General features: G+C 58.7%; 16 protein-coding genes and 1 pseudogene. 6 read left to right on the forward strand and 11 right to left on the reverse strand.

What is annotated here, in order from left to right:
• Positions 1-112 precede the first annotated feature (112 nt).
• The 3 genes from PSDT_RS07410 to PSDT_RS07420 form a co-directional block, all read right to left on the reverse strand.
• Positions 113-2,155, reverse strand: coding sequence for a sugar transferase (locus PSDT_RS07410; protein ID WP_006290033.1), 2,043 nt, complete (start codon positions 2,153-2,155; stop codon positions 113-115).
• 88 nt (positions 2,156-2,243) lie between these two features.
• Positions 2,244-3,122, reverse strand: a complete 879-nt coding sequence (locus tag PSDT_RS07415; RefSeq protein ID WP_223293515.1) for a DUF4422 domain-containing protein — start codon at positions 3,120-3,122, stop codon at positions 2,244-2,246.
• A 105-nt stretch (positions 3,123-3,227) separates the two neighbouring features.
• Positions 3,228-5,045, reverse strand: a complete 1,818-nt coding sequence (locus tag PSDT_RS07420) for a DUF4012 domain-containing protein (protein ID WP_006290031.1) — start codon at positions 5,043-5,045, stop codon at positions 3,228-3,230.
• A 159-nt stretch (positions 5,046-5,204) separates the two neighbouring features.
• Between PSDT_RS07420 and PSDT_RS07425 the strand changes: the two genes are divergently transcribed.
• On the forward strand, positions 5,205-7,133 hold the full coding sequence (locus PSDT_RS07425) for a hypothetical protein (RefSeq protein ID WP_006290030.1): 1,929 nt from the start codon (positions 5,205-5,207) through the stop codon (positions 7,131-7,133).
• 11 nt (positions 7,134-7,144) lie between these two features.
• Positions 7,145-8,611: an amino acid permease gene (locus PSDT_RS07430; RefSeq protein WP_006290029.1), complete on the forward strand. Its 1,467-nt coding sequence runs from the start codon at positions 7,145-7,147 to the stop codon at positions 8,609-8,611.
• Positions 8,612-8,639: 28 nt separating this feature from the next.
• Here PSDT_RS07430 and PSDT_RS07435 read toward each other — a convergent pair whose 3' ends face one another.
• Positions 8,640-9,068 carry an RDD family protein gene (locus PSDT_RS07435; RefSeq protein WP_006290028.1) on the reverse strand — a complete coding sequence of 143 codons (429 nt, stop codon included), beginning with the start codon at positions 9,066-9,068 and terminating at the stop codon, positions 8,640-8,642.
• Complete coding sequence (locus tag PSDT_RS07440) at positions 9,065-10,627, reverse strand: amino acid permease (RefSeq protein WP_006290027.1); 1,563 nt, start codon at positions 10,625-10,627, stop codon at positions 9,065-9,067. Before PSDT_RS07440 ends, PSDT_RS07435 begins: the two co-directional genes overlap by 4 nt.
• 620 nt (positions 10,628-11,247) lie before the next feature.
• Here PSDT_RS07440 and PSDT_RS08755 point away from each other — a divergent pair.
• Both PSDT_RS08755 and PSDT_RS07450 read left to right on the forward strand, forming a co-directional pair.
• A complete protein-coding gene (locus tag PSDT_RS08755) occupies positions 11,248-11,595 on the forward strand; it encodes a DUF6973 domain-containing protein (RefSeq protein ID WP_397224522.1) in 348 nt (115 codons plus the stop codon).
• A 38-nt stretch (positions 11,596-11,633) separates the two neighbouring features.
• Positions 11,634-12,095, forward strand: a complete 462-nt coding sequence (locus PSDT_RS07450; protein WP_006288531.1) for a hypothetical protein — start codon at positions 11,634-11,636, stop codon at positions 12,093-12,095.
• Between the two features lie 105 nt (positions 12,096-12,200).
• On the opposite strand, the pseudogene PSDT_RS07455 reads toward PSDT_RS07450, so the two are convergent.
• The 4 genes and pseudogenes from PSDT_RS07455 to PSDT_RS07470 form a co-directional block, all read right to left on the reverse strand.
• Positions 12,201-13,091: pseudogene (locus PSDT_RS07455) on the reverse strand (MFS transporter); the annotation flags it as partial.
• Complete coding sequence (locus PSDT_RS07460) at positions 12,992-13,330, reverse strand: hypothetical protein (protein WP_006288529.1); 339 nt, start codon at positions 13,328-13,330, stop codon at positions 12,992-12,994. The pseudogene PSDT_RS07455 and the gene PSDT_RS07460, both read right to left, overlap by 100 nt.
• Before the next feature lie 144 nt (positions 13,331-13,474).
• A complete protein-coding gene (gene gtfA, locus PSDT_RS07465; RefSeq protein ID WP_006288528.1) occupies positions 13,475-14,983 on the reverse strand; it encodes a sucrose phosphorylase in 1,509 nt (502 codons plus the stop codon).
• 240 nt (positions 14,984-15,223) lie between these two features.
• Positions 15,224-16,072, reverse strand: coding sequence for a LuxR family transcriptional regulator (locus tag PSDT_RS07470; RefSeq protein WP_223293514.1), 849 nt, complete (start codon positions 16,070-16,072; stop codon positions 15,224-15,226).
• Between the two features lie 553 nt (positions 16,073-16,625).
• On the opposite strand from PSDT_RS07470, the gene PSDT_RS07475 reads away from it, so the two are divergent.
• Entirely contained in the window at positions 16,626-17,414 is a 789-nt protein-coding gene (locus tag PSDT_RS07475; RefSeq protein ID WP_006288526.1) for a hypothetical protein, read from the forward strand.
• A 116-nt stretch (positions 17,415-17,530) separates the two neighbouring features.
• The gene (locus PSDT_RS08620; protein WP_223293513.1) at positions 17,531-17,683 is read left to right on the forward strand and encodes a hypothetical protein; all 153 of its coding nucleotides are present in this window, start codon (positions 17,531-17,533) and stop codon (positions 17,681-17,683) included.
• Positions 17,684-17,737: 54 nt separating this feature from the next.
• On the opposite strand, the gene PSDT_RS07485 is transcribed toward PSDT_RS08620, so the two are convergent.
• Together PSDT_RS07485 and PSDT_RS07490 are read right to left on the reverse strand one after the other, a co-directional pair.
• On the reverse strand, positions 17,738-19,666 hold the full coding sequence (locus PSDT_RS07485; protein WP_006288524.1) for a glycoside hydrolase family 13 protein: 1,929 nt from the start codon (positions 19,664-19,666) through the stop codon (positions 17,738-17,740).
• A gap of 151 nt (positions 19,667-19,817) precedes the next feature.
• On the reverse strand, positions 19,818-20,702 hold the full coding sequence (locus tag PSDT_RS07490) for a carbohydrate ABC transporter permease (RefSeq protein WP_006288523.1): 885 nt from the start codon (positions 20,700-20,702) through the stop codon (positions 19,818-19,820).
• Between the last annotated feature and the right edge of the window lie 9 nt (positions 20,703-20,711).

The following is a 20,711-nucleotide window of genomic DNA, read 5'->3' on the forward strand; positions in this document are numbered from 1 at the left end:
CTATAGCGGACAAATTCCCGATATACGGGGTGGAAAAATCCTATAAATCCTAGAAAACCTAGAAACTCGGAAATCCATAAACCTAATAGGCCCTAGAAGTCCCGACAAGCCCCTAATAAGCCCCGTCGCCCGTGAAAATGGTCTTGACCGTCTTCACCATGATGACGAAGTCCCCGGTCAAAGACCAGTTCTCCACATAGGAGACGTCCAGATACTCCGACTCCTCAGGGCCGAGGTTGGACCGGCCGGACACCTGCCACAAGCCGGTGATGCCGGGCTTGACCAAAAGGCGGGTGGCGTAAAGGGTCCCGTACTGGTCAACCTCGTATTTCTGCTGCGGCCGGGGGCCGACGATGCTCATGTCCCCCTTGAAGACGTTCCACAGCTGCGGGAGCTCGTCGATGGAAGTCTTGCGGATGAATCTGCCCACCCTGGTGATGCGGGGGTCATCCTTGAGCTTGAAGAGGACCCCGTGCTCCTTGCCGGATTCGGCGGCCAGGGCGACGTCGCGTTTGTCTGCGTCCACATACATGGAACGGAACTTGTAGATGGTGAATGGCTTGCCGTACAGGCCCACCCGCTTCTGTTCGTAGATGGCCGGGCCGTGGTCTTCGACCTTGATGGCGATGGTGGCCAGGAGCATGATCCAGGAAGTGAGGATCAGGCCAACGGTGGAGATGAGCAGGTCCACCAGCCGCTTGGCCAGGCGGAAAAGGGCCGAATACTGCGGCAGCTGTGCGGTCAGGACCGGCACCTGGGTGTTGTGGCGCAAGTGGAGGGCGCTGGAGGCGATGTCAGCGGTGTCGGCCTCCATGGCCAGCTCCAGGCCTTGAGAGCCGGCGGCCAGGGCCAGAGCGCGCATGAGTTCGGACTCACGGTCGATCACATCCACCACCATAAGGGTATGGGCGCCGGACTTCAAGGCGTTCTGCGGCAGATGCAGGTTGAAGGGGATGAGCAGGAGCTTCTCTTCCCCGGCGTTGCGGGGGAGGAATTCATCCGTGTAGATGCGGCGGTCTTGGGAGTCATAGACGATGGGGCACACGGCGATGGGCCGGTAGCCGATGCTGGTGGTCGAGGCCAGCTTGTCGATCATCCGGCGGATTCCTGCCGGGGAGCCGACGATGACGGTCGTGTAATAATCCCGGCCATGCCTGCGCATGCCGTGAAGGAAGCGGCGCATGAGCCAACGTTCCACCAGGGCCAGCGCATAGGCGATGAGCATGGTCACCAGGAAGAGGCCGCGGGGAGGCTGCCAGCGGATGATGAACAAGGCGGCGCAGGAGATGAAGACCGCGGACAGGGCGGCGTTGGTGATGTTGGAATACATCTCCATGCCTTCATCCATCACGTGGGTGGTATAAAGCTTGCAGACCCCGAAAGCGAGCAGCCAGGACAGGCAGATGATCAGGAAAAGCCAGGAAACGGCCGGACGATGGGCCAAAGGGTTATGGAGGGAGGAGGGGCTGATCCAGCGCACGAGCAGCCAGGACAGGCCGAAGGAGACGGCGACCACGATTACATCCAGGAGGGCGACGGCGATCATATAGTAGGGACGCCAGTCGGCCAGATGGGCCATCCTGGCCCCGGACGTGCGGGACGTGGCGAAGACCATGGGTTTGGTCCGCCGACCGCTCTCGCCCGCCGCCTCTTGCTGATTCCTCCTTTGCCGGTCCCCATCGCGCCGATTCCCGGCCTGGCCCCGGTCCCGCCCCTGCGGGCGGAACCAGGCGCTTCGCCCGGAGCCAGTCGGAACCACGGCCGAGGCGCCAGTTGGAATGCCAGCAGAGGCGTCAGCGGAAGCGCCGGCCAAAGGATCAGCGGAAGTGTCGATGGTCGGTTCGAAATCGGTCGGAGCGGACCCGTAAGGGTAGCGTTCCGTGCGGGTTTCATGCGCTACGAAGGAAGGGAAACTTTCGGATACCCGATCGATGGTCTCGGTGTCGGCCGCGGAGGCGCCATGGGAAGAATGAGGGGAAGGGCTCACGGAATCCCGCCCGTTGCCCACCTGCCCATCAAGCCCAGCCCGCGTCGACTGAGCCTGCTGGCGGTTGCGGAAATCCACGATCGGGATGTCGGACGTGGAGAGAAACGAGCCGTCGAAGTAGCTCGCTTGCTCGCTGTGCGAACCCGCGGAAGTCGCGTCTTCGGACACTGGTCCCCCAATCTATACCTTTACACCCACCCTTACAAACTCTTATCAAATACTACTTAATAGTACCCTTCAGCCCGGAAAGACCTCTTCAGAAACTCTTTCCGTACTGCTTCCTGCCGAATTTGGCCGCTAGGAAGGAGGTTCCCTTCTTCCACCAGTCGACCCGCTCCGGGCTGACCACCGGCAATACCGCATAAGAGCATCGGTTGGTGAGCAGCCAAACGTCCAGGAGCCTTTCGCTGATCCTCCCCAGGAAACGGGAGTCGAAGCCGTCGTACTGGGCCGGGTCGATCCGCCCGGCAAGCTCTTGCAGGACGGGGAAGAGGAAGGCGCAGTAGGAATCAAATTTATCGGCCTTCATGATGAACATGTTGAAGATGTGGGCGCTTCGGCCGGCCATCACCCAGTCGAAGGCGGGCAGGTACTGCGGGGCCAGCTCCTGCAGGATCCGCCGGGTGACGTCCAGCTGGCGGGCGCCGTCGTGCATGGTATGGGAGTAATGGGACTGGATAGTCTCGATGTAGTAGTTCCGCTTCCTGGGCAGGATGATATCGGTGGTCCTTAACAGACGGGCCACTTCCTCATAGGCGACGATCTGTCGTTTGAAGCCCTGCTGTACCCCTTGGCGACGCGTCCCGCTGGCGAAATGCCGGCGATAGTGGGCCAGCCCTTTGTAGGCGGAGGGGTCGTTCTTCCACATCCAGTAAAGGGCGGTCAGTTCGCTGTAGTAGGCATTCTGGGAGGAGATGTTGTCCCCGCTGTCATCCGGGGTGAACGGCCGACCGGAGACCGGGTCAGCCAGCGAAAGGTCCGGATGCAGGGCCTTGCCCACCTGCATGGGCAGGTACAGTTCGTCCTGCGGCATGGGGTAAGGCTTATGGGCGGCCACGGCCACGCGGATGCGGGCGGGAGGCAAGGGGGCGGCCGCCTCTTGATCGCGCCCTGCCCTGTCTTGATCTTGTTCCATCGTCTCCTGCTGTTTCATGATGGGGACTCGCTTTCCTGAATCGTTGCCAATCATGGGGGTCTGCGCCGGTCAGTGCGCCAGTGCGCCAATCTGTGCATCAGTACGTCAGTACTGATAGGTGACTTGCGGATCCTCGATCCCCATGGGCGATTGGTCCAGGACCAGCTTCGATGAACCGGGGGCGCAAGTCACGTCATAGTCGATGGTGACCGACTGGCCGGGCATGAGGGTGCTGGGGTCCGCCCGATAGATGGTCCGCCCGTCCAAGGGGAAGGACTTGAGCGTGGTCCCGTTGGAGAAGCGGACATTGCTGAGGTGGCCGCCTTTAGGTGGATAAATATACATTCTCAACCGGGATTGGCCGTCGAAATGCAAGGTGATGTATTTGGGCAGGGTCGGGGCGACGGACGGGCTGAGGGTGTTACGCACCACGCTGGTCACGTGATAGGTGGCGCCTTGGGGGTCGCTCCCCGTCTTCTTGATGGTCGTGGTGCGGCGGATGTACCAATCCATCTTGGAAGGGATCATCTCCTCGTTGTAGATGCCGGTCGCGTTGACGGTCGACTCCTGGTTGACCTCCCCGGTCACCCCCGCCTGACGGAGGGCGGACAGGTCCTCCTTGTGGAAGGACCAGACGTAAAGGTGACGCCACTGGGCGGATTCGGTCATGACGTCAGCCAGTTGGAGCATCTTCTTGGCCGTCATATGGGAGAAGGCGTTCTTGGTCACCTGGGAGACCACGGATTCGAAGTAAGCGTTCTGATAGGCCACCGGCACGTCTATGTAGACCTGGTTGAGCAGGTACTGGGCGGTGTCCTGGCCGGTCAGGACCTTGCCGTTGCCCATGGTCACGTTGCCGGTCACCCGGATGATCTTCTGCAGGGCCACCGGGTCGAGGGAGATCACCCCGTCGGCTGTGGTGTCGCCGAACCCTTGGTAGTTCCACATCTGCTTGACCAGGGCGGCGGTGTCGGGGAAGTTGGGGTTGACCGAAACGTCGTTGATGTAATGGCCGTACCAGGGGTATCCGTCGCAAACCAGGGCCTGGCATTGGGCGGGCGTCACCAAGTTGGAGACGGTCCCCCAGTTCTTGAACTCAGAGTTGGCGTGGAAGGCGCCGATGGTGATGACCCCCTTGTCGGCCTTCAAGGTCCCCACGGACCCGACCAGACCGCCGCCGGAACGGGCTTCGGATGAAGTCTGGGCGATGACCAGATAAGAACGGGCCTCGTTGACCCCCAGGAGGCTGGGCAAGGAGTTGGTCAGGCCGGTCACCGTGTTGATTTTGCCGCTCAGGCCCAGAATCGCCTTGCTGGCCTTTTGATTGGCTTTCTTGATTTGTGGGATCCGGGGCTGGGGCAGTTTGTTCAAGGCTGCCACCTGGGTCTGCAGGCTGGCATTAACGGAAGTCAGCTTGGCCCCCGTGGCCATGATGGGGGCCAGGTTGAGTTCGCCGTTGCCGGAAGAGAAGGAGGCCCCTTTCAGCCCTTGGACGATGCCGGTGAACTGGGGCAGGGAATCCGCGGCCAGGTTATGGGCGATATCGGTCAGGCCCTGCACGTTGACGATGTCGTTCCTGAGGAAGGGGATCCGGGAGGCGAAAGCCCACAGACGCCCGTGGGCGATGGTCTGGGCGGCCTTCGTTTCGTTCCGGGCTGTGGAGATGCTGGAATCGAGTTTTTTGAGGTCTTCGTCTCCTTGGGCGTTGATGAGGTTGGCCACATTGCCTTGGGAAGCGACGGATTGCAGGGCGGAGATGGCCTTCTGCTCATGGGCCTGCACCTGCTTGGCCTCTTTATAGAAGGTCAGGCCGCAGTAGGCTCCCCCCAGGAGGACCAAAAGCAGGATGATCAGCAGGATCCACCGGATGGGGTGATGCCTTTTCCCGCTTTTTTTCATCTGACCTTGGTTATGCATAGCCATGGGGCTCCTCAATCCTGAAATTCTTCGGGTCTCCTTCGCGCCCGCGGGAAGCGGGCCGAATGCTGATCTCAGTCTATCCCCGCCCTTGGCCTTCTCCCCTTCCTGCGGACAGGCTAGACTTGATTCTTAGTATGTAAGGTGACCGGTAAAGGACGCAGAATGACTATTTATCGTAAAGATGATGAGAATCTGGGCCGTGACGATTCCTTCCGCATGGCCGATTCCCCGGCCGACCCCTCGTCCGCATCCCTGACCCCATCCGAAGGGGTGGGCGAAACCACCCAGGCCATGGCCCCTTTGACCGATCCCGTGCTCATCACCCCCGAAGAAGCCGAAGAGCACAACCACGGAGGACTGGAAGCCAAAGGCCTCAACCCGGCCCCAAATCCGGAAGCGAACCAGAGCCCTGAGAAGGAAAGCCCGCTGGAGTCCACCCAGGCCTTCAATCCCTTCCAAGACGATGACTTCGCTCCCCTTCCCTCTCCCGGGCAGCCAAGGCAAGTAGGACAGTCCTCGCAAGAGAGCCAGGCCGCCGTATCCGGAGCGGGAACGGAGACCGGGGCAGCCACGGTCGAAGACCCTTCCTTGAAACCCAGCGTCCTGCCCGACCCCGACTTCGAGACAGCCACCCTCCTCTTCCCTACTCTGACCATGCCGACTGGCGAGACGGGCGCCCCGAAGGCGGCGGCTGATTCCGAACCCACCATGGTCAATCCCAGCCCGGCCGCAATGACCACCGCAACTGCAGCAACGGAAACGACTGCAGCGGCCACGGCGGCAACAACACCAATGGCGGCCGCGAACCCGTCCCTTTCCGAAGAAACCACGAACCTTGCCCCTGTGGAGCAAGGCGACGAGGCCAGGGCCGCCGCGGACTCCGCAGAGACGGCCGCCTTGGGCGAAGACGCCTTAAGCCCCCAGGGGGAAGCCACGGCCAACACCCCGGACGACCAGCTGGACCCCACCTTGGAGCAACTGGTCACCGACTTCGGGGAAGACACCACCGACGGCTACAACTCCTTCGGAACCGCCGGGACCCGTGGGACTACCGGAGCGGCTGAACTCGGCGACGGCGGGGTATCAGCCGTGGAACGCCGCGACGCGGACAACCAGCGCAAACTCATCATCGCCACCTTGGTCACCCTGGTGGCTGTCGTTGTCATCCTGGCCCTCACCTACGGGGGGTTGGCTATCCGCCGGGCCATGCGTCAGACCGAACTGAGCAACGCCCTCTCCACCTGCCAGGCCACCATCGCCAACCTGAACACGGCCAGCGGCAAACTCAAGTCCCAGCTCACCAACGCCGAAAGCCTCAACTCTTCGGTCAGCGCCAGCGATGTGGACGATCCAGGCACGGTCAACGCCTTGAGCGACACCCTCACCTCGGCCCAGACCCTCACTTCGGAAATCGAGAAGGTCGAATCCTGCGATCCTTCCATGGCCGAAGAACGCCTGTCCGACATCACCAAGACCAGCCAGAGCCTGGCGGACCGGGCCAACAAGACGGCCACCACCTTGAAATCCAACGCAGCGGCCGTGCAGAAGAGCCAGGCGGCCAAAGCCAAGTCCGACGCCAAGACCAGCCTGCAGACCAAGGTGGACGACGCCAACCTCTTGTACACCTCCTCCAAAGACCGCGTCCAGGACGACCAGACCAGGGTCAACCTGAAAGCGGCCATTGATAAGGCTTCCACCCTGCTCAAGCGGCCGAAGAAGTCATTGGAGACCAGCGACTACACCGACGAGCAAAAGAACTTGGAGCAGGCGATGACAGCCGTCAACAACTCCGTCAGCGCCAAAGAGCAGGCCGACAAGGCCGAACGCGAGCGCCAGGAACAGCTCCGCCGCCAGCAGGAGGACCAGGCCCGCAGGAAGCAGGCGGAAGAGGACGCCCGCAAGAAGGCCCAGGACGATGACGGCGATCAGGGGGAGTCCCCGGGCGACGACTCTTCGGACGACCAAAGCGGGGATACTTCCAACGGCAACTCGGGGAATTCCTCCAGCCCCAGCCCGAACAACTCCTCCAACTCGAACGGCAACGGCTCCGGCAATTCAAGCAATTCCCATAGCCCAGCCTCCACCCACTGAGAATCGAGACCATGAGGCAGAAAGATCCCGCCGGGCGGGGACAGAGCCAGTCCCTGCGCCAAGACCTGGAAAACCGCCATATCCAGCTCATCGCCTTGGGCGGGGCCATAGGGACCGGGCTTTTCTATGGGTCGGCCGAATCCATCAGCCTGGCCGGACCCTCCATCCTCCTGGCCTACCTGATCGGGGGATTCATCGTCTTCCTCATCATGCGGGCCTTGGGCGAGATGAGCGTCTACGATCCTAAAGCCGGGGCCTTCAGCTACTACGCCAGCCGTTACTGGCATCCGCGGGCCGGGTTCATCTCCGGTTGGAATTACTGGGCCAACTACATCCTGGTCTCCATGGTGGAGCTGAGCATGGTGGGCACTTTCATCCAATACTGGTTCCCCTCCATCCCCGCCTGGGCCAGCGCCGCCGTCTTCATGGTCCTTATCACCGGGGCCAACCTCCTGGGAGTCAAGGCCTTCGGGGAAACGGAATTCTGGTTCGCCATCGTCAAGATCGCCGCCGTCATAGCCATGGTGGTCGTCGGCATGACCCTCATCATCTTCGCCATTCCCAATTCCAGCAAGACCATCCCCTCCTTCGCCAACCTGGTGAACCAGCCCGGAGGTTTCCTCCCCCACGGGGTCCTGAGCAGGACCAGCGCCGCATCGGGGGGAAGGGCTTCCTATGCCGGTCTGCTCATGGCCCTGGTCGTGGTCATGTTCTCCTTCGGTGGCACCGAGCTGATCGGCATCACCGCAACCGAGACCAGGGACCCCCGGACCACCATCCCCAAGGCCACCGATCAGATCGTCTGGCGCATCCTCCTGCTCTACGTGACCGGCCTAGCGGTCATCATAGCCGTCGTCCCCTGGCGGCGCATCGGCCAGCCGAACGCCAACGGGGTCGTCGTCTCCCCCTTCGTGCAGATCTTCGATACGGCCGGCTTCCGCCTGGCCGCGGGCCTGCTCAATTTCGTCTGTCTGACCGCCGTCATCTCCGTCTACAACTCCGGCCTCTACTCCAACTCCCGCATGCTCTATTCCCTCGCCAAACAAGGCAACGCCCCCGCCTACCTGGGGAAACTGAATGCGAGGGGAATCCCCGCCGCCGGAGTGCTCACCTCCGCCGCCATCACCGCCATCGCCGTGGTGGTCGTCTTCCTTTGGCCGAGTTTCGCCTTCAACTATCTCATGTCCATAGCCACTTTCGCGGCCTTGCTCAACTGGTCCATGATAGCGATCACCAATCTGATGTTCCGCAGGCGCATCGGCCAGCAAGCGGCGCGAAAGTTGGCTTTCAGGCTTCCCTGGGCTCGGGTTTCTCCCTGGGTCATCCTCGGCTTCATGGTCCTGCTTTACATCCTCATGTGGCTCTACCCCAGCTACCGGGTGGCGGCCATCCTAGGGCCGCTCTGGGTGGCCGTCCTGTATATAGCCTCGGGCATGGTCAGACGGAAAAAGCTGGTCTCCCCGGGTCGGCGCGATTAGTGCGACTTCAGTGACGATTGGGCGCCGCTTATTGGGCGACGACCATTGTTTTACAGATCTTATCCGCGAATGTCTGCTTCTTCCGGTCCCAAAGGGCCCACAGAAAACCGAGGCAAATGAAAAGAAAATCAGGAAGGTGGGCAAGGTCCCTGAGGAACATATGAAAACCGTTGAGAGACTCCCCCTGGAGGGAAACCACACGGACCCGTAGGAGTCGGTGGGCCCATGTCTGTCCATTTTTGACGGATATGGCGGAGACTGCCACCGAAATCAGGAATGATATGGCTGCGATGGCGGTGTTCTTCAAACTGTCTTGATAGGTGACCGCTTCAAAAGACGAGCGTCCGAAAAAGATGGTTGAGAAAATCTGGGACAACAACGATGCCGGCACTATGATCCGAAGAAGGTATTCACAAACCCGCTTCCACCAAGGAGCGTATACAGGCCTATCCATCATCGCGTCACCTTCTTCATATGGAAATGGCACCAGGTCCCGAAAACCAGGAACCAGACGATCCCTCCGACGGCGGCCCAGAGCGTGTCCGGAGCCAGGAAGAGGGAGAGGTAGATAAGGACGAAGAAACCGATGGCGAGGGAGTCGAGGACTTTGTAAGCCGGCATCAGGAAGCCGTCGGCGCTGAAGTCAGCCGACTGCCGGTATTTCCAATGAGCGACCATGGTCAGGATGTAGATGAAGATGGTCACCGCCGAGGAGGCGGAGGAGAACCAGGTGAAGGCCTGGGTGATGGCCGGGAAGACGCTGACCAAGGGGGACAGGAGGATGAAGATCCCGGAGAAGACGATGGCCCGGGCCGGAACCCGGTGGGAGGAGACCTGATCCAGGCTGAAAAAGCGCAAAGGCGAAGTCTGCGGGCTTTCCACGGCGACCTGGTAAAGGTGCCGACCAGCTGAGAAAAGTAGGGAATTCAACGAGGAGCTGGCCGCGGTGATGACCACGAAGAAGACCAAGGCGGAGGCCCAGTCGATGCCGGCGTATTTGAAGACCATGATGAAAGGGGAGACGAATTCGCCCGACTTGTCAGGAACGAAGTTGCGCCAAGGGACGATCGCCATGATGGCCAGAAGGGCCCCCACGTAGAAGATGAGGATCCGGTAGATGATCTGGTTGGTCGCCTTCTTAAGCACCGGCCGGGGGTTCTTGGTCTCGGAGACGGTCACCCCCACGAACTCGATCAACTCATAAGCGAAGAAGACCATGGGGAAGGCAATGGCGAAGTTGTACCATCCGTTCGGGGCCAGGGTGAAACCGTTGAAAATATTGGACAGGCTGGCCGTCCCCGCCCGGGTCCTGATGACCGAGCCGGTGGTCTGCACGGTGACGGCTGAATAATGGTAATGCATGATCACCATGACGATGGCCGTGGCTATCATGCCGATGATCAGGGTGATCTTGATCATCGCGAACCAGAATTCCGCCTCTCCGAAGGCCTTGACCGCAATCAGGTTGATCATGACCAGGACGGCCAGGAAGGCGATCTCGATCAGCCATTTCCACGGGGACAAATCCAGTCCGTAAGTCTTGAAAAACTCCACGAAGTAACGGGAGACGGCGGTCAGCTCGGTCATGCCTACCAGGACCAGAACGATCCAATAAGACCATTGAGCGTAATGGCCCCAGGCCTTGCCCACGTATTTGGAGATGAAGTTGATGAAAGTATGCTGACTGGGGTCCTGATACATGAGTTCGCCGATGGCCCTCATGAGGATGAACATGATCAGTCCGACCAGGATATAGACCAAGACGATGGAGGGGCCGGTCAGGGCGATGGACTTGCCAGATCCCAGGAAGAGGCCGGTGCCGATGGTCCCGCCGATGGCGATGAATTGGACGTGCCTGTTGCTCAGTCCTCTTTCCATGGCGTTATGGGAATCCAGCTGTTCCACGGAGTCGAGGGAACCCGCCCGTGAAGAATCCGCCTGCTGACTCATGTTTTCCTCTGTCGTCACTTCGATTCCATTCTCCAGGCTCGGCTTGCTTCCGTGGCCAGCGGCCATGGATGACTCAATCAAAGTTCCACTCTAATGAGTTCCCTGGTCGAGACCCATCCTCTTCCGGCGATTTCCCCCAGTTTTGCACAATACAGCTTCTCTATCCCCAACAAAGTGCATTCCAAGCATCTGTCTTCGAATATTTCCGAACGAGCGCAACAATGTAACCGAACCTGCATGATAAGCGAAATTTGTGTAGTAAAGCGTGTATTATAATCATATAATCGTCTTGTTTATCAAGCGAAATTTTTTTGATTATTCAGAAAGAGGAGATAATGGACCAGCATCGTATCCAACACCGACTAAGTTCGCTTTTTACCCGGATTTTCGTAATTCTATTTTTAGCTTTAATAGCGCTCATGCTAAGTATGGTTCCTTCACCATTCGCGATGGCTAGCGAGAAGACTCCGGAAATCATCTTGAAAGAGTCATCCGATCCCTATACAACACTTGAGAATATGAGCTCAGAACAAAAGAAGGCAATGGAGACATTCTTAGCTTCAGCAACGAATCGACAGCTGGCAGCTACTTTTCAGAATACTAACCCAGCATAAACTGCAATCTGCCTCTTCATACGTAGGATATAATTATACTTCTCGAGTGTAAGGGAAAAAGCAGAATGCGTTATCCATGTTAGCGTACGAGGTTGCGAGCAAGGGGCAAAAGATGCATCTACAGCGAGTTCCGCAGCTGCAAAATACTTCAACCAATCTACCCTACACAACGGTAGAGGAGACGCTTTTCGACACTGTTACTGGAATGCGTTAATGACACATCATATTGGCGCAGCGAACGCTGAGATTATTGCAACGAATCACGAAAAATATAGTAAGGGCCCGAAGAGAGAAACGAACATGGATCTTGCGAATAATCGAACGGAAAGAACGGTTGGACGCCAAACAAAAACCTACTCTCAAGCATTAGCGAGATGTCGAGACCTTGCAAATCATGGAAAGCTGGTGACTCTCAAATGACAGTCAATGCCGATTGAAATCCACAAAATCATCAGCAAATGGAAACGCATAAATCAAGAAGGGCAGCCCTTCTCATACTGGTTATCGGTTTTACCGTGATTTTAATCGCACTCGCGATATTCATAGCGATCCACATGGAACGAAGTCGGCAAAACGAGCGGACCACAAGCGTTCAGAAGAATCTGACCAGTCAAGTAGAGGAGGGCAAAGATAAAGTGAAACTTCCACTCACTGTTAATAATGCCGGTTGGACGCAAGCCCTCATCGTCTGCCCTTACAGCCAAGCGAAAAACTTGCCCGCCACATTCCGAAAAGCGGCGGCCAAAATCAATACCCAAGACGAAGGCGCGCAATGGATCATCTTTTCGGACTCTAAAGGTCTAAGGACACAAAAAGTCTCAAGACAAACCATTGATTTCTGTTCCGCCACAGTGAAAGGCTGGATGGAGATCTCCCCAGGTCAAGAGATTCCCTATACGACATACGACGAAGAGCAATAAGCTAAGTACAAGAAAGGCCCGTCTTCCGTTTGCCCTCATCAATGAAAGCAAACGGAAGACGGGCCTTTCTTTACTCGCGATTCGGCGAAACCACCGTTTACTTGTTTACTTGACCTTCTTGATCTTCATGATCAAAGCCGCGGCGATGAGCACAAGCACGATGACCACGATGAAGATCCACATATAGGCCTGAGCGGAATAGCCGGAGGACTGATGCAGGATCGCACGAGCCACGACGGTGAGAACGGCGGAAGTGAAGAGGGAGCCAATCACCTGGGAAAGGGTGTTGGCTAGATTCAGGATACCCAGATCCTTACCGGCTTCGTCAGGGTTGGGCAGAACAGCCACATTCAAGGCCTGGTCGATGGCGTTGTAAACGCCATAGCCGAATCCGGCGATGCCCGCGAACAGGTACATGCCCAAGGGGCTGCGGAAGATCAAAGGCATAGCCGCGCCCACGGCGAAGAGGCAGGAAGCCAGAGCCACGGGCAGCTTGCGCATATGGATCTTATCGGTGATGGGGCCAGCGGTCACAGCGGCCACCAAGGAGACGACGAAGGTGATGACGGCCATGGTGGCGATCACGTCCGCCGCCCTGTCCTTGGCCTTGGGGTCACCCGCGAAAATGTAGTACTGGCAGATGTAGAGCTGGTAGGAGTTGATCATCCAGTAGCCACCCATCATGATGGTGCGGCCGATCAAGGCGAAATAGAAATCGGGGGCGTGCATGGGAGGCCGGAAGGAGAGGAGGATCATCCTGAGGCTGAACTTGTCCCGGGGCTGATCCAGATTCGACTTGTCCGCCGGCCAGATGGCGACGGTGATGATGCCGATCAGGCTGAAGACGGCCAAGCCCATCATCCATCCGGAGAAGATGCCGGGCTCACCCAGCTTGATCAGGCGGGCGCCGACGAAGTTGCCCAAAGTCTGGCCGACGGCGATGCCCGCCCCATAGAAGCCGGAGATGGTTCCACGGACTTTGTCGCGGATGCGGTCGATGCGTGGATGGACTGTACATCCGGGTTTTGCAGGCTTTCCGGGGTGGCGGGCTGGGCCCCGGGAATCGGCTCTGCCAGACGTTGGACGGAGACCTTCTCCTCTTCGCTCAAGGCGTTTTCGTAGTCCGGCCGGTCATCGATCCCCGGCCTGATGAAGCCATTACTGCCGCCCGTCGGAATGGGGACCTTCTCGGCATCCCCTTCGGTCAACTGATTGGAATCATCATTGGAAGACATAAGTTTTTACCCTTCCTTGTGGAAGAGGCCGGCGGGCGCGCCCAACCGGCCTCTTCCTCCATCGATTATTCTTTTTGATTTCCTCTTTTCTTTATCGCTTCAGCTTCGGGCGGCGGCACCGGGCGACGCGCCTCGGGCCGCGAATCAGGCGACGGCCGGAGGCTCGGCGATCAGGTCATCTGTCTTATGATCGCCAGCGGAATCCTTCCACCGCAAAGAGCAGACCGGAGCTTCGTCCTTGCCGACGCCCTGGGCCGGGGTGAAGGTCAAAGTCGCTTCGGTCTCCTTGCCGGTCCAGGCGAAGGTCAGGGAATCCCCGTTCTGAGCGAAGGAGAAGTCCCCGTCAAAGGCTTCCAGGCCGTTACGGAAGCGACAGAGGGCGTTGAGGGCCTTGACGACTGGACGCTCCAGATTCTGGTCGATCTCCTCCAGGCTGTAGTAATGCCGGTTGATGTCACGACCGACATTGGTCTCCTTCAGCAACTGCATATCGTTCTCGCCGGCCAAGGCGCCCACATAATAGACCTGGGGGACGCCGGGCATGAAGAACTGGACGGCGCGGGCGGCGATGTACTTTTGGTCGTCGCAGCCCAAGGCCGAGTAATAGGTGCAGTTGACCTGGTAGAGGTCCAGGTTGGAGGCGGCGGCGCCGGTGGCGGCTGCGGATTCGCCGTGGGAGTTCTCCTTGATGGTCTCCACCAGCTGGTCCACTTCCTCGTCAGGGACCAGTCCTTTGAGGGAGCGATCCATCTGGTCGGAGCCGATGTCGATGACGCCGATGCCGTCATGGGTATCAAGCACGTTGACCGCGTTCCCCGGGCGGACTTCCATCCACCGGGCCAGAGGGCCGGTCTTGCCGGTGGTCAAAGCATGCAGGAGCAGGCCAGGGATGGCGAAATCGTAGACCCGATCCACTTTGCCGGCGATCTCCACCTGCTTCATGTAATGGGAATGAACTTCTATCAAGGTCTCCATGCCACGCTTGGCGGACTCCTCCTTGATGCGGCCGATCAGCTCGAAGGTCTTGGGGGTCATGAAGCAGGTCGTCTTGGCCTGTTTGGCTCCGTAGCCAACCGCGTCCAGACGGATGAAGGAGACGTGGGACTGGGACATCTGGTCCAGGATGGACATGAGGTAGTCCCAGCCCTCGATGGAATCCGTGTTGATGTCCACCTGCTGGGGAGTGAAGGTGGTCCAGACCAGGCGGGTCTTGCCGCCCCAATTATAGTGGGTGAAAGGCAGACCCGGACGGGGACGGTAGATCCCTGCCAGATCCTCTTCCGTGGCCCCGTCGGGGAAGACGGCGGACATGGTCAGGAACATGCCATAGTAGGGAGAGGCTTCGCCATTCTTCATGACATCCTGGAATTGCTTGGATTCCCACGACATGTGGTTGACGATGGCGTCGACCATGATGTCGTGCGTCTTGGAAAGCTCGGCGATGTCATCCCATGTCCCCAAGCGAGGATCCACCTTGGTGTGGTCGATGGGGTCAAAACCGGCGTCCGCCCCATCGAAAGGAGTGAAGAAGGGGAGAATATGGACCCCCTCATAAACGCCATCGAACCGGGTGCGAAGCACATCGGTCAGAGATCGTATCGTCCCTTCCCCGAAGCGATTCGCATAGGTGATCAGCTGCACCTTGTTTTTCATTCAGGCCTCCTTGACTGAACCGGCGCCCGTCGATGGGAAAGCCGGATAGCTGTCTGGCAATTGCTTCGGAATGCGCTCCGCTTCTCGTCCAATCCTGCTCCATCAATGCGCAGCCTGGCCAGGGAGGCGCCCACCACGATGTAAATTGCGTCACTTCTGACTTTAACACGCAGAAAAACACGGCATGTCTCAAAATGGGGACCGTTTTATGCAATATGCCACATTTCGGAGACGAAATCCCTATCTGCCCGCTGGGGCGGAGCCTCGGTGAGCCAGCAGGTGGACCCCCGACCCAAGAATGGCCCCGAGGACGCAAGCCAACAAAGAGAGGGACGGAGCCACGACGGGGTCTCCTCCCGCGGGGTAGATGTAGGTTGCCAAGGCCACGAGGGAGCAAAGGAAGGCGAGGACCATGAACAGGCGCGAATCAGGATGGACGGCCATGAGGATCAAAGAAGAGACCGCCAGCAGAGGCAGACCGATGTACAGAAGCGGCTGGAGCGGCCCGTATTTCGTCAAGGCCTCGAAGCGCCGCGCGACAAGGAACGTGGCCGGATGAACCAGAATCAGCCAAAGGACGAAGAAGACCGCAGGGGCTGTACGAACGGTGGAGAAGGCAGCGGACAACACCTTGCCGGCCGCCGCGAAGCCTTTCTTGCCGGAACCGTCCTCGGCGGACTCATCCTGACCGGTCAGGGCCCACACGGCCCTTAAGGCGCAGGCCAAACCGGACCCCACCAGGAGGAAGACCAGGCTGGGAACGAGGTCCATGAGGAGGATGCCGCCTTCAGCCATGGAACGGCTGACGAAAAACCAGATGATTTCATTGATCACCGCTATGCAGAGAACATCCAGCAGGAACAAATAGACGATTGTGGACCATCGCGGATATTTGAAGGTGACGACCAAGGCCATGGCCCCGACCAGGGACGAATAGAGAACCAGGACCAAGCCCGGCACGGAATACACATCTACTGCCAGAGATATGGCGCACGCCACCAAGGGGATGACCGTCGCCGCCAGGAAAACCGCAAGCGCGGTCAAGGCCGCCCCTTTGCGACCCATATGTTTGCCAAGATCAGAGAACATCTTTATTCCCTCCCATTTATTGTCGAAAAGCAACTTTCATATGCAAAAAACATATTTCCCCTCTATTCTATCAGCAAAAAAGCAAACAAGGTTTTGTTTCTTTCCTCCTCTCGGCTCGCCACACGAATAGTCGCCGATCCGTGAACAAAGGTACGGGGACACAAGGGATACAAGGAAAGAGTCGTGGAAGGACTGGGGGAAACGCAGGCATTTGCCAATAGCACACATCTCTGTTATCCTAAAATCATCCTTGGGAAGCATAGGTAAAGACGCTTATGCAAAGGACGGAAAGGTTGGCGAAGACGCCAATTATGAAGAAGATTCAGGAATCACGGGGAAATGCTGAAATCACGCTTTAAGGAAATCCTGACGCGATTGCTGCCTCTTACTCTGATTCCGCCAGCCTTAGCCTCTTGCAGCCCTCCAGTCGAACATCAAGGGGAAACCTTTCATCTCTTTCTTCTCCATCAAAATCGAGACTTACCGATTCGCCCTCTTCGCCAGCCCTGAATGGACAAGCGGCAAGCCATTCCCCTCTGCCTATACGGTTCTGGTGAAGGAAGATGGGGGTTACGTCATCCACAAACACGCGCAGATGGACAGCGGAAAACTATCGTGGACAAAGCGTGGCCTCTTCTATTCCGACCGCTATGCGGATTATCGGCTCACCGACCAAGCGAAACCCCAAAGACGGAGCGTCCCCAAACCGAATGTGGAAGACGGCCTGGCTACCCTCGCTGATGAATCCACCACGGTCGGGATCTACAACGGGAGATTCACGGGAAAGGGAATGGATTACAACGAGCAAATCATCATTTCAACCCGTGGCCGATCCCCATCGTTACGATCCCATCGCCAATACGGCACCACCTTCGCCTATGGAAATGACGTTTACAACATCTCCGATGGAAAGAACCCCGATGGTCGCGGATACAACCAGCTCGACCGGACCGTGCGAAACAAACGCTTCTCCCTCTCCCGCATCCTTATACGCCAGGCTCCTCTCAGTGAGGCTGGCAGCCCGGTCACCAACGCCTCATGCTCCGGAGATGAGGCCGGCTTCCTGGGTTCACATCCGATTTTAAGCGAGGTCAAACCATTGGGAGGAAAAGAGAGCGAAAGTCTGCTGAGAGTGAAACAGAAAGATGAGACCGGCGTGGAAATCGCCCAGACGGTGGAAATCATCGATACCCGCCATCGGCGGTGGAAATCCCTTCCCCTGCTGAACCCGAATAAAACAGCCTTTGCCTCGCCCTATGCGAAATTCATCTACTCGCGCCAAGTGCCTCTTTCCTTGCGCGGACGCTTCCTCAACTGGCTGCATGGCGATGGCGTCTCCTGAAAACAGACATAAGGACAGGAACCACAACCATCGTGAACGCGGATTTATACGAAGGGAAAAGACGAGGAAGGTCCTCCCAGTATCACCTCGCGTTCAGTGATGATCGTGCGGCTATTTTGGAAGAGGACGCAGACTCCCCCGAACGAGACCTCACCATACACATCGTCGATCTGAAAACCGAGAAGATGGAGAAGACCATCCCCCTGCATGGACTAGGGAAGAAGCTTGACTCAACTATGGTCGTCACCGATTTCGCAGTCCGGCCCTGATCCAGGCGAGTTTATATATAACTCATCTATAAATAAGTATAAATAATGTATACCCTAAAGCCGATAGACGAAGGCCTCCCACGGGGATAGCTTGCCGATGAGCAGGGAGGCCGTCGTCTCCTCCTCCTTATAAGTGGACAGGAGGATCTGGTCAGCCCCGGCGTGGCCTCCCAGCAGGGCCCGCGTCTGAGCCGGGACCTTCGCCGGCCGGGAAGAGGCGTTGACGACGACCAGGAGCTTATGCCCTTCGGCCTCTTTGATTCCCGCCGCCTGCTCCGCGGGCAGGCTGCGAGTGAAAGCGTACACCTGTTCGTCCTCCGGATCCAGCAGGTCCCATTCCCCTGCGGACACCAGAACGTCACTGTGGCGGAGCTCGATGAGCCGCTGGTAGAAGGAGAAGACGGAATCGGGATCGCGCACCTGGCTGGCCGCATTGATTTGGTCTTTATTGGGATTGACGGGGATCCACGGCTCGCGGGGGGCGTATTCAGCGGTGAAACCCGCGTACTTGCCGTCATCCCACTGCATGGGGGTGCGGGAATTGTCCCTGCTCATGGCGGCCAAGCCGGCCAGCATCCTCTCGCCGCTGACGACCCCCGCCTGGTCCACCCGCTGATGGTAAAGATTGATGGATTCCAGGTCTCGGTACTGGTCCAAGCGGGTGAAACCGGCGTTGGTCATGCCCAGTTCCTCCCCCTGGTAAATATAAGGGGTCCCCCGGTGCATATGCATGAGCAAGGCCAGGGCCTTGGCGGACAGGACCCGCAGCCGGTCGGTGCTGGTATCCCCCCAACGGGAGACGGACCGGGGCTGGTCATGGTTGTCGAAGAATAGGCTGGCCCAGCCGGCCTGGGCCACAGCCCGCTGGTGACGGCCCAAGGTCTTCTTGAGGTCGGTCAACTTCCAAGGGACCACATCCCACTTGCTTTCCGGGCCATGGTCGATGTCCGTGTGCTCGAACAGGAACAGCATGTCCAGCTCGTGGTTGGCCGGATTGGTGATGAACTCGTCCCGGACCGGGCTGATTCCAGGGGCCTCGCCTACCGTCATGTAACCATGGCGGCCGTCGAAAACCTCGCGGTGCATCTCTTGCAGGAACTCATCCAGCCGAGGGCCGTCCTGACACAGCGGCCCCGGGTTGGAATAACCCTCCGGGCCGACCGGCCCCGCGGACATGGTGGAGCGGCCGACTCCGGGCAGCTCCCCATCCGCGTCCACATGCTTGGAGATGAGGGTGATCACGTCCATGCGGAAGCCATCGATCCCCCGGTCCAGCCACCAATTCATCATGGCGTACACGGCCTGCCGCATCCGCGGGTTCTCCCAGTTCAAATCCGGCTGCTTCTTGGAGAACTGATGGAAGTAGTATTCGCCCCGCTGGGGGTCATACTCCCAAGCCGAGCCGCCGAAGTAGGACCCCCAACTGTTGGGCTCCGCCCCCGGGGTGCCGGGCTCATGCCCCTCCTTGGCCGGCCGCCACCAATACCAGTCGGCATGAGGGTCTTGCGGGTCGCGAGAGGCCTGGAACCAGGCGTGTTCGTCGGACGTATGGTTGACCACCAGGTCCATGACCACTTTCAGCCCCCGTTGATGGGCTTCGGCCAGCAACCGGTCCATATCGGACAGAGTCCCGAACATGGGGTCGATGTCCTGGTAATCGGAGATGTCATAACCGTTGTCATCCTGGGGGGACTTGTAAACCGGGGAAAGCCAGAGGACATCCACCCCCAGGTCAGCCAGATAATCCAACCGGGAGGTGATGCCGGGCAGGTCCCCGCAGCCGTCCCCATTGGTGTCCTGGAAGGAGCGGGGGTAGATCTGATAGACCACGGCGTTGGCCCACCAGGGGTTATGGTTGCCTTGGGGGGCCGAGGACTCCCCAGAGGCGTCCGAAGATGCCCCGGAAGGCGCGGCCGCGGGAGCCGCCACAGGGGCGTTGGTGCGCACTTGGTCGGGGACGCGGGGGCGGTTGAAATCTGTCATTTTTTCTCCTTTGAACGTTCTTATCGCTTATCTTCCCATGATAGCGGGAAAGGGAAGGGGACGTCCCGAAGGACGTCCCCGATGTTCCAAGCCGGACCGGCTTATGCTTATGCTTGGCTTATGTTCAAGCCGGACATACGCTTTGCTCGCCTTACTTGACGGCGCCTCGCATGACTCCGGATACGACCCAACGCTGAGCGAAGATGTAAACGATCAGCACCGGGGCCATGGCCATGAGGTAGGAGGCGAAGGCGACCGGGTAGTTGGTGGCGAACTGGGAGGAGAAGACGTACTGGGAGAGCTGGATGGTGGAGTCCTGCTGGTTGGTCAGGATGATCAAAGGCAACATGAAGTCGTTCCAGACCCAGAGCACGGTCATGATGGCGATGGTGGCGTTGATGGGGCCCATCAAGGGGAAGATGATGGTCCAGAAGACGCGCCAGGTGGAAGCGCCGTCCATGCGGGCGGCCTCCTCCAGGGAAATGGGGATGGACCGGATGAAGCCGATCCCGATGAAGAGATTGGTGCCCAGGCCCAGGACCGTGTAAAGGATGATCAGACCCAGCTGGTTATCCAGGTGGAGCATGCCCATCTGGCGGGCCAGAGGAAGCATGATTACGGTGAAAGGCACGAACATGGCCGCCACGAAGAAGTAATAGAGGAACTTGAAGAAAGGACGGTCCATATTACGGGCGATGGCGTAGGCCACGAAGGTGTTGGACAGGAGGGTCAGCACGGTCGCGAAGACGGTGATGATCAGGGTGGTCCAGGCGGCGCGGGGGTAGTTGACCATGTTCCAGGCCTGGGCGTAGTTGTCCCAGTTCCACTTGGTCGGCAGCTCGAATCCGCCGATGCTGGCGTTGTCCTTCAAGGAGGACACGATGGCGAAGTAGAGCGGGACCAGGATGGTCAGGGAGAAGATGGCGGCCAGGATGGTCAAAGGCCAGCTGACCCGGTTCTGCTTGGAGAGCTTGATCTTCTCATGCTCGGCATCGTAGCGCTTGGCGGCGCCCACGTTATGGCCTTGGCGGCCCATGGAGCCGAC

The organism is Parascardovia denticolens DSM 10105 = JCM 12538 (assembly GCF_001042675.1).
Classification (GTDB): Bacteria; Actinomycetota; Actinomycetes; order Actinomycetales; family Bifidobacteriaceae; genus Scardovia; species Scardovia denticolens.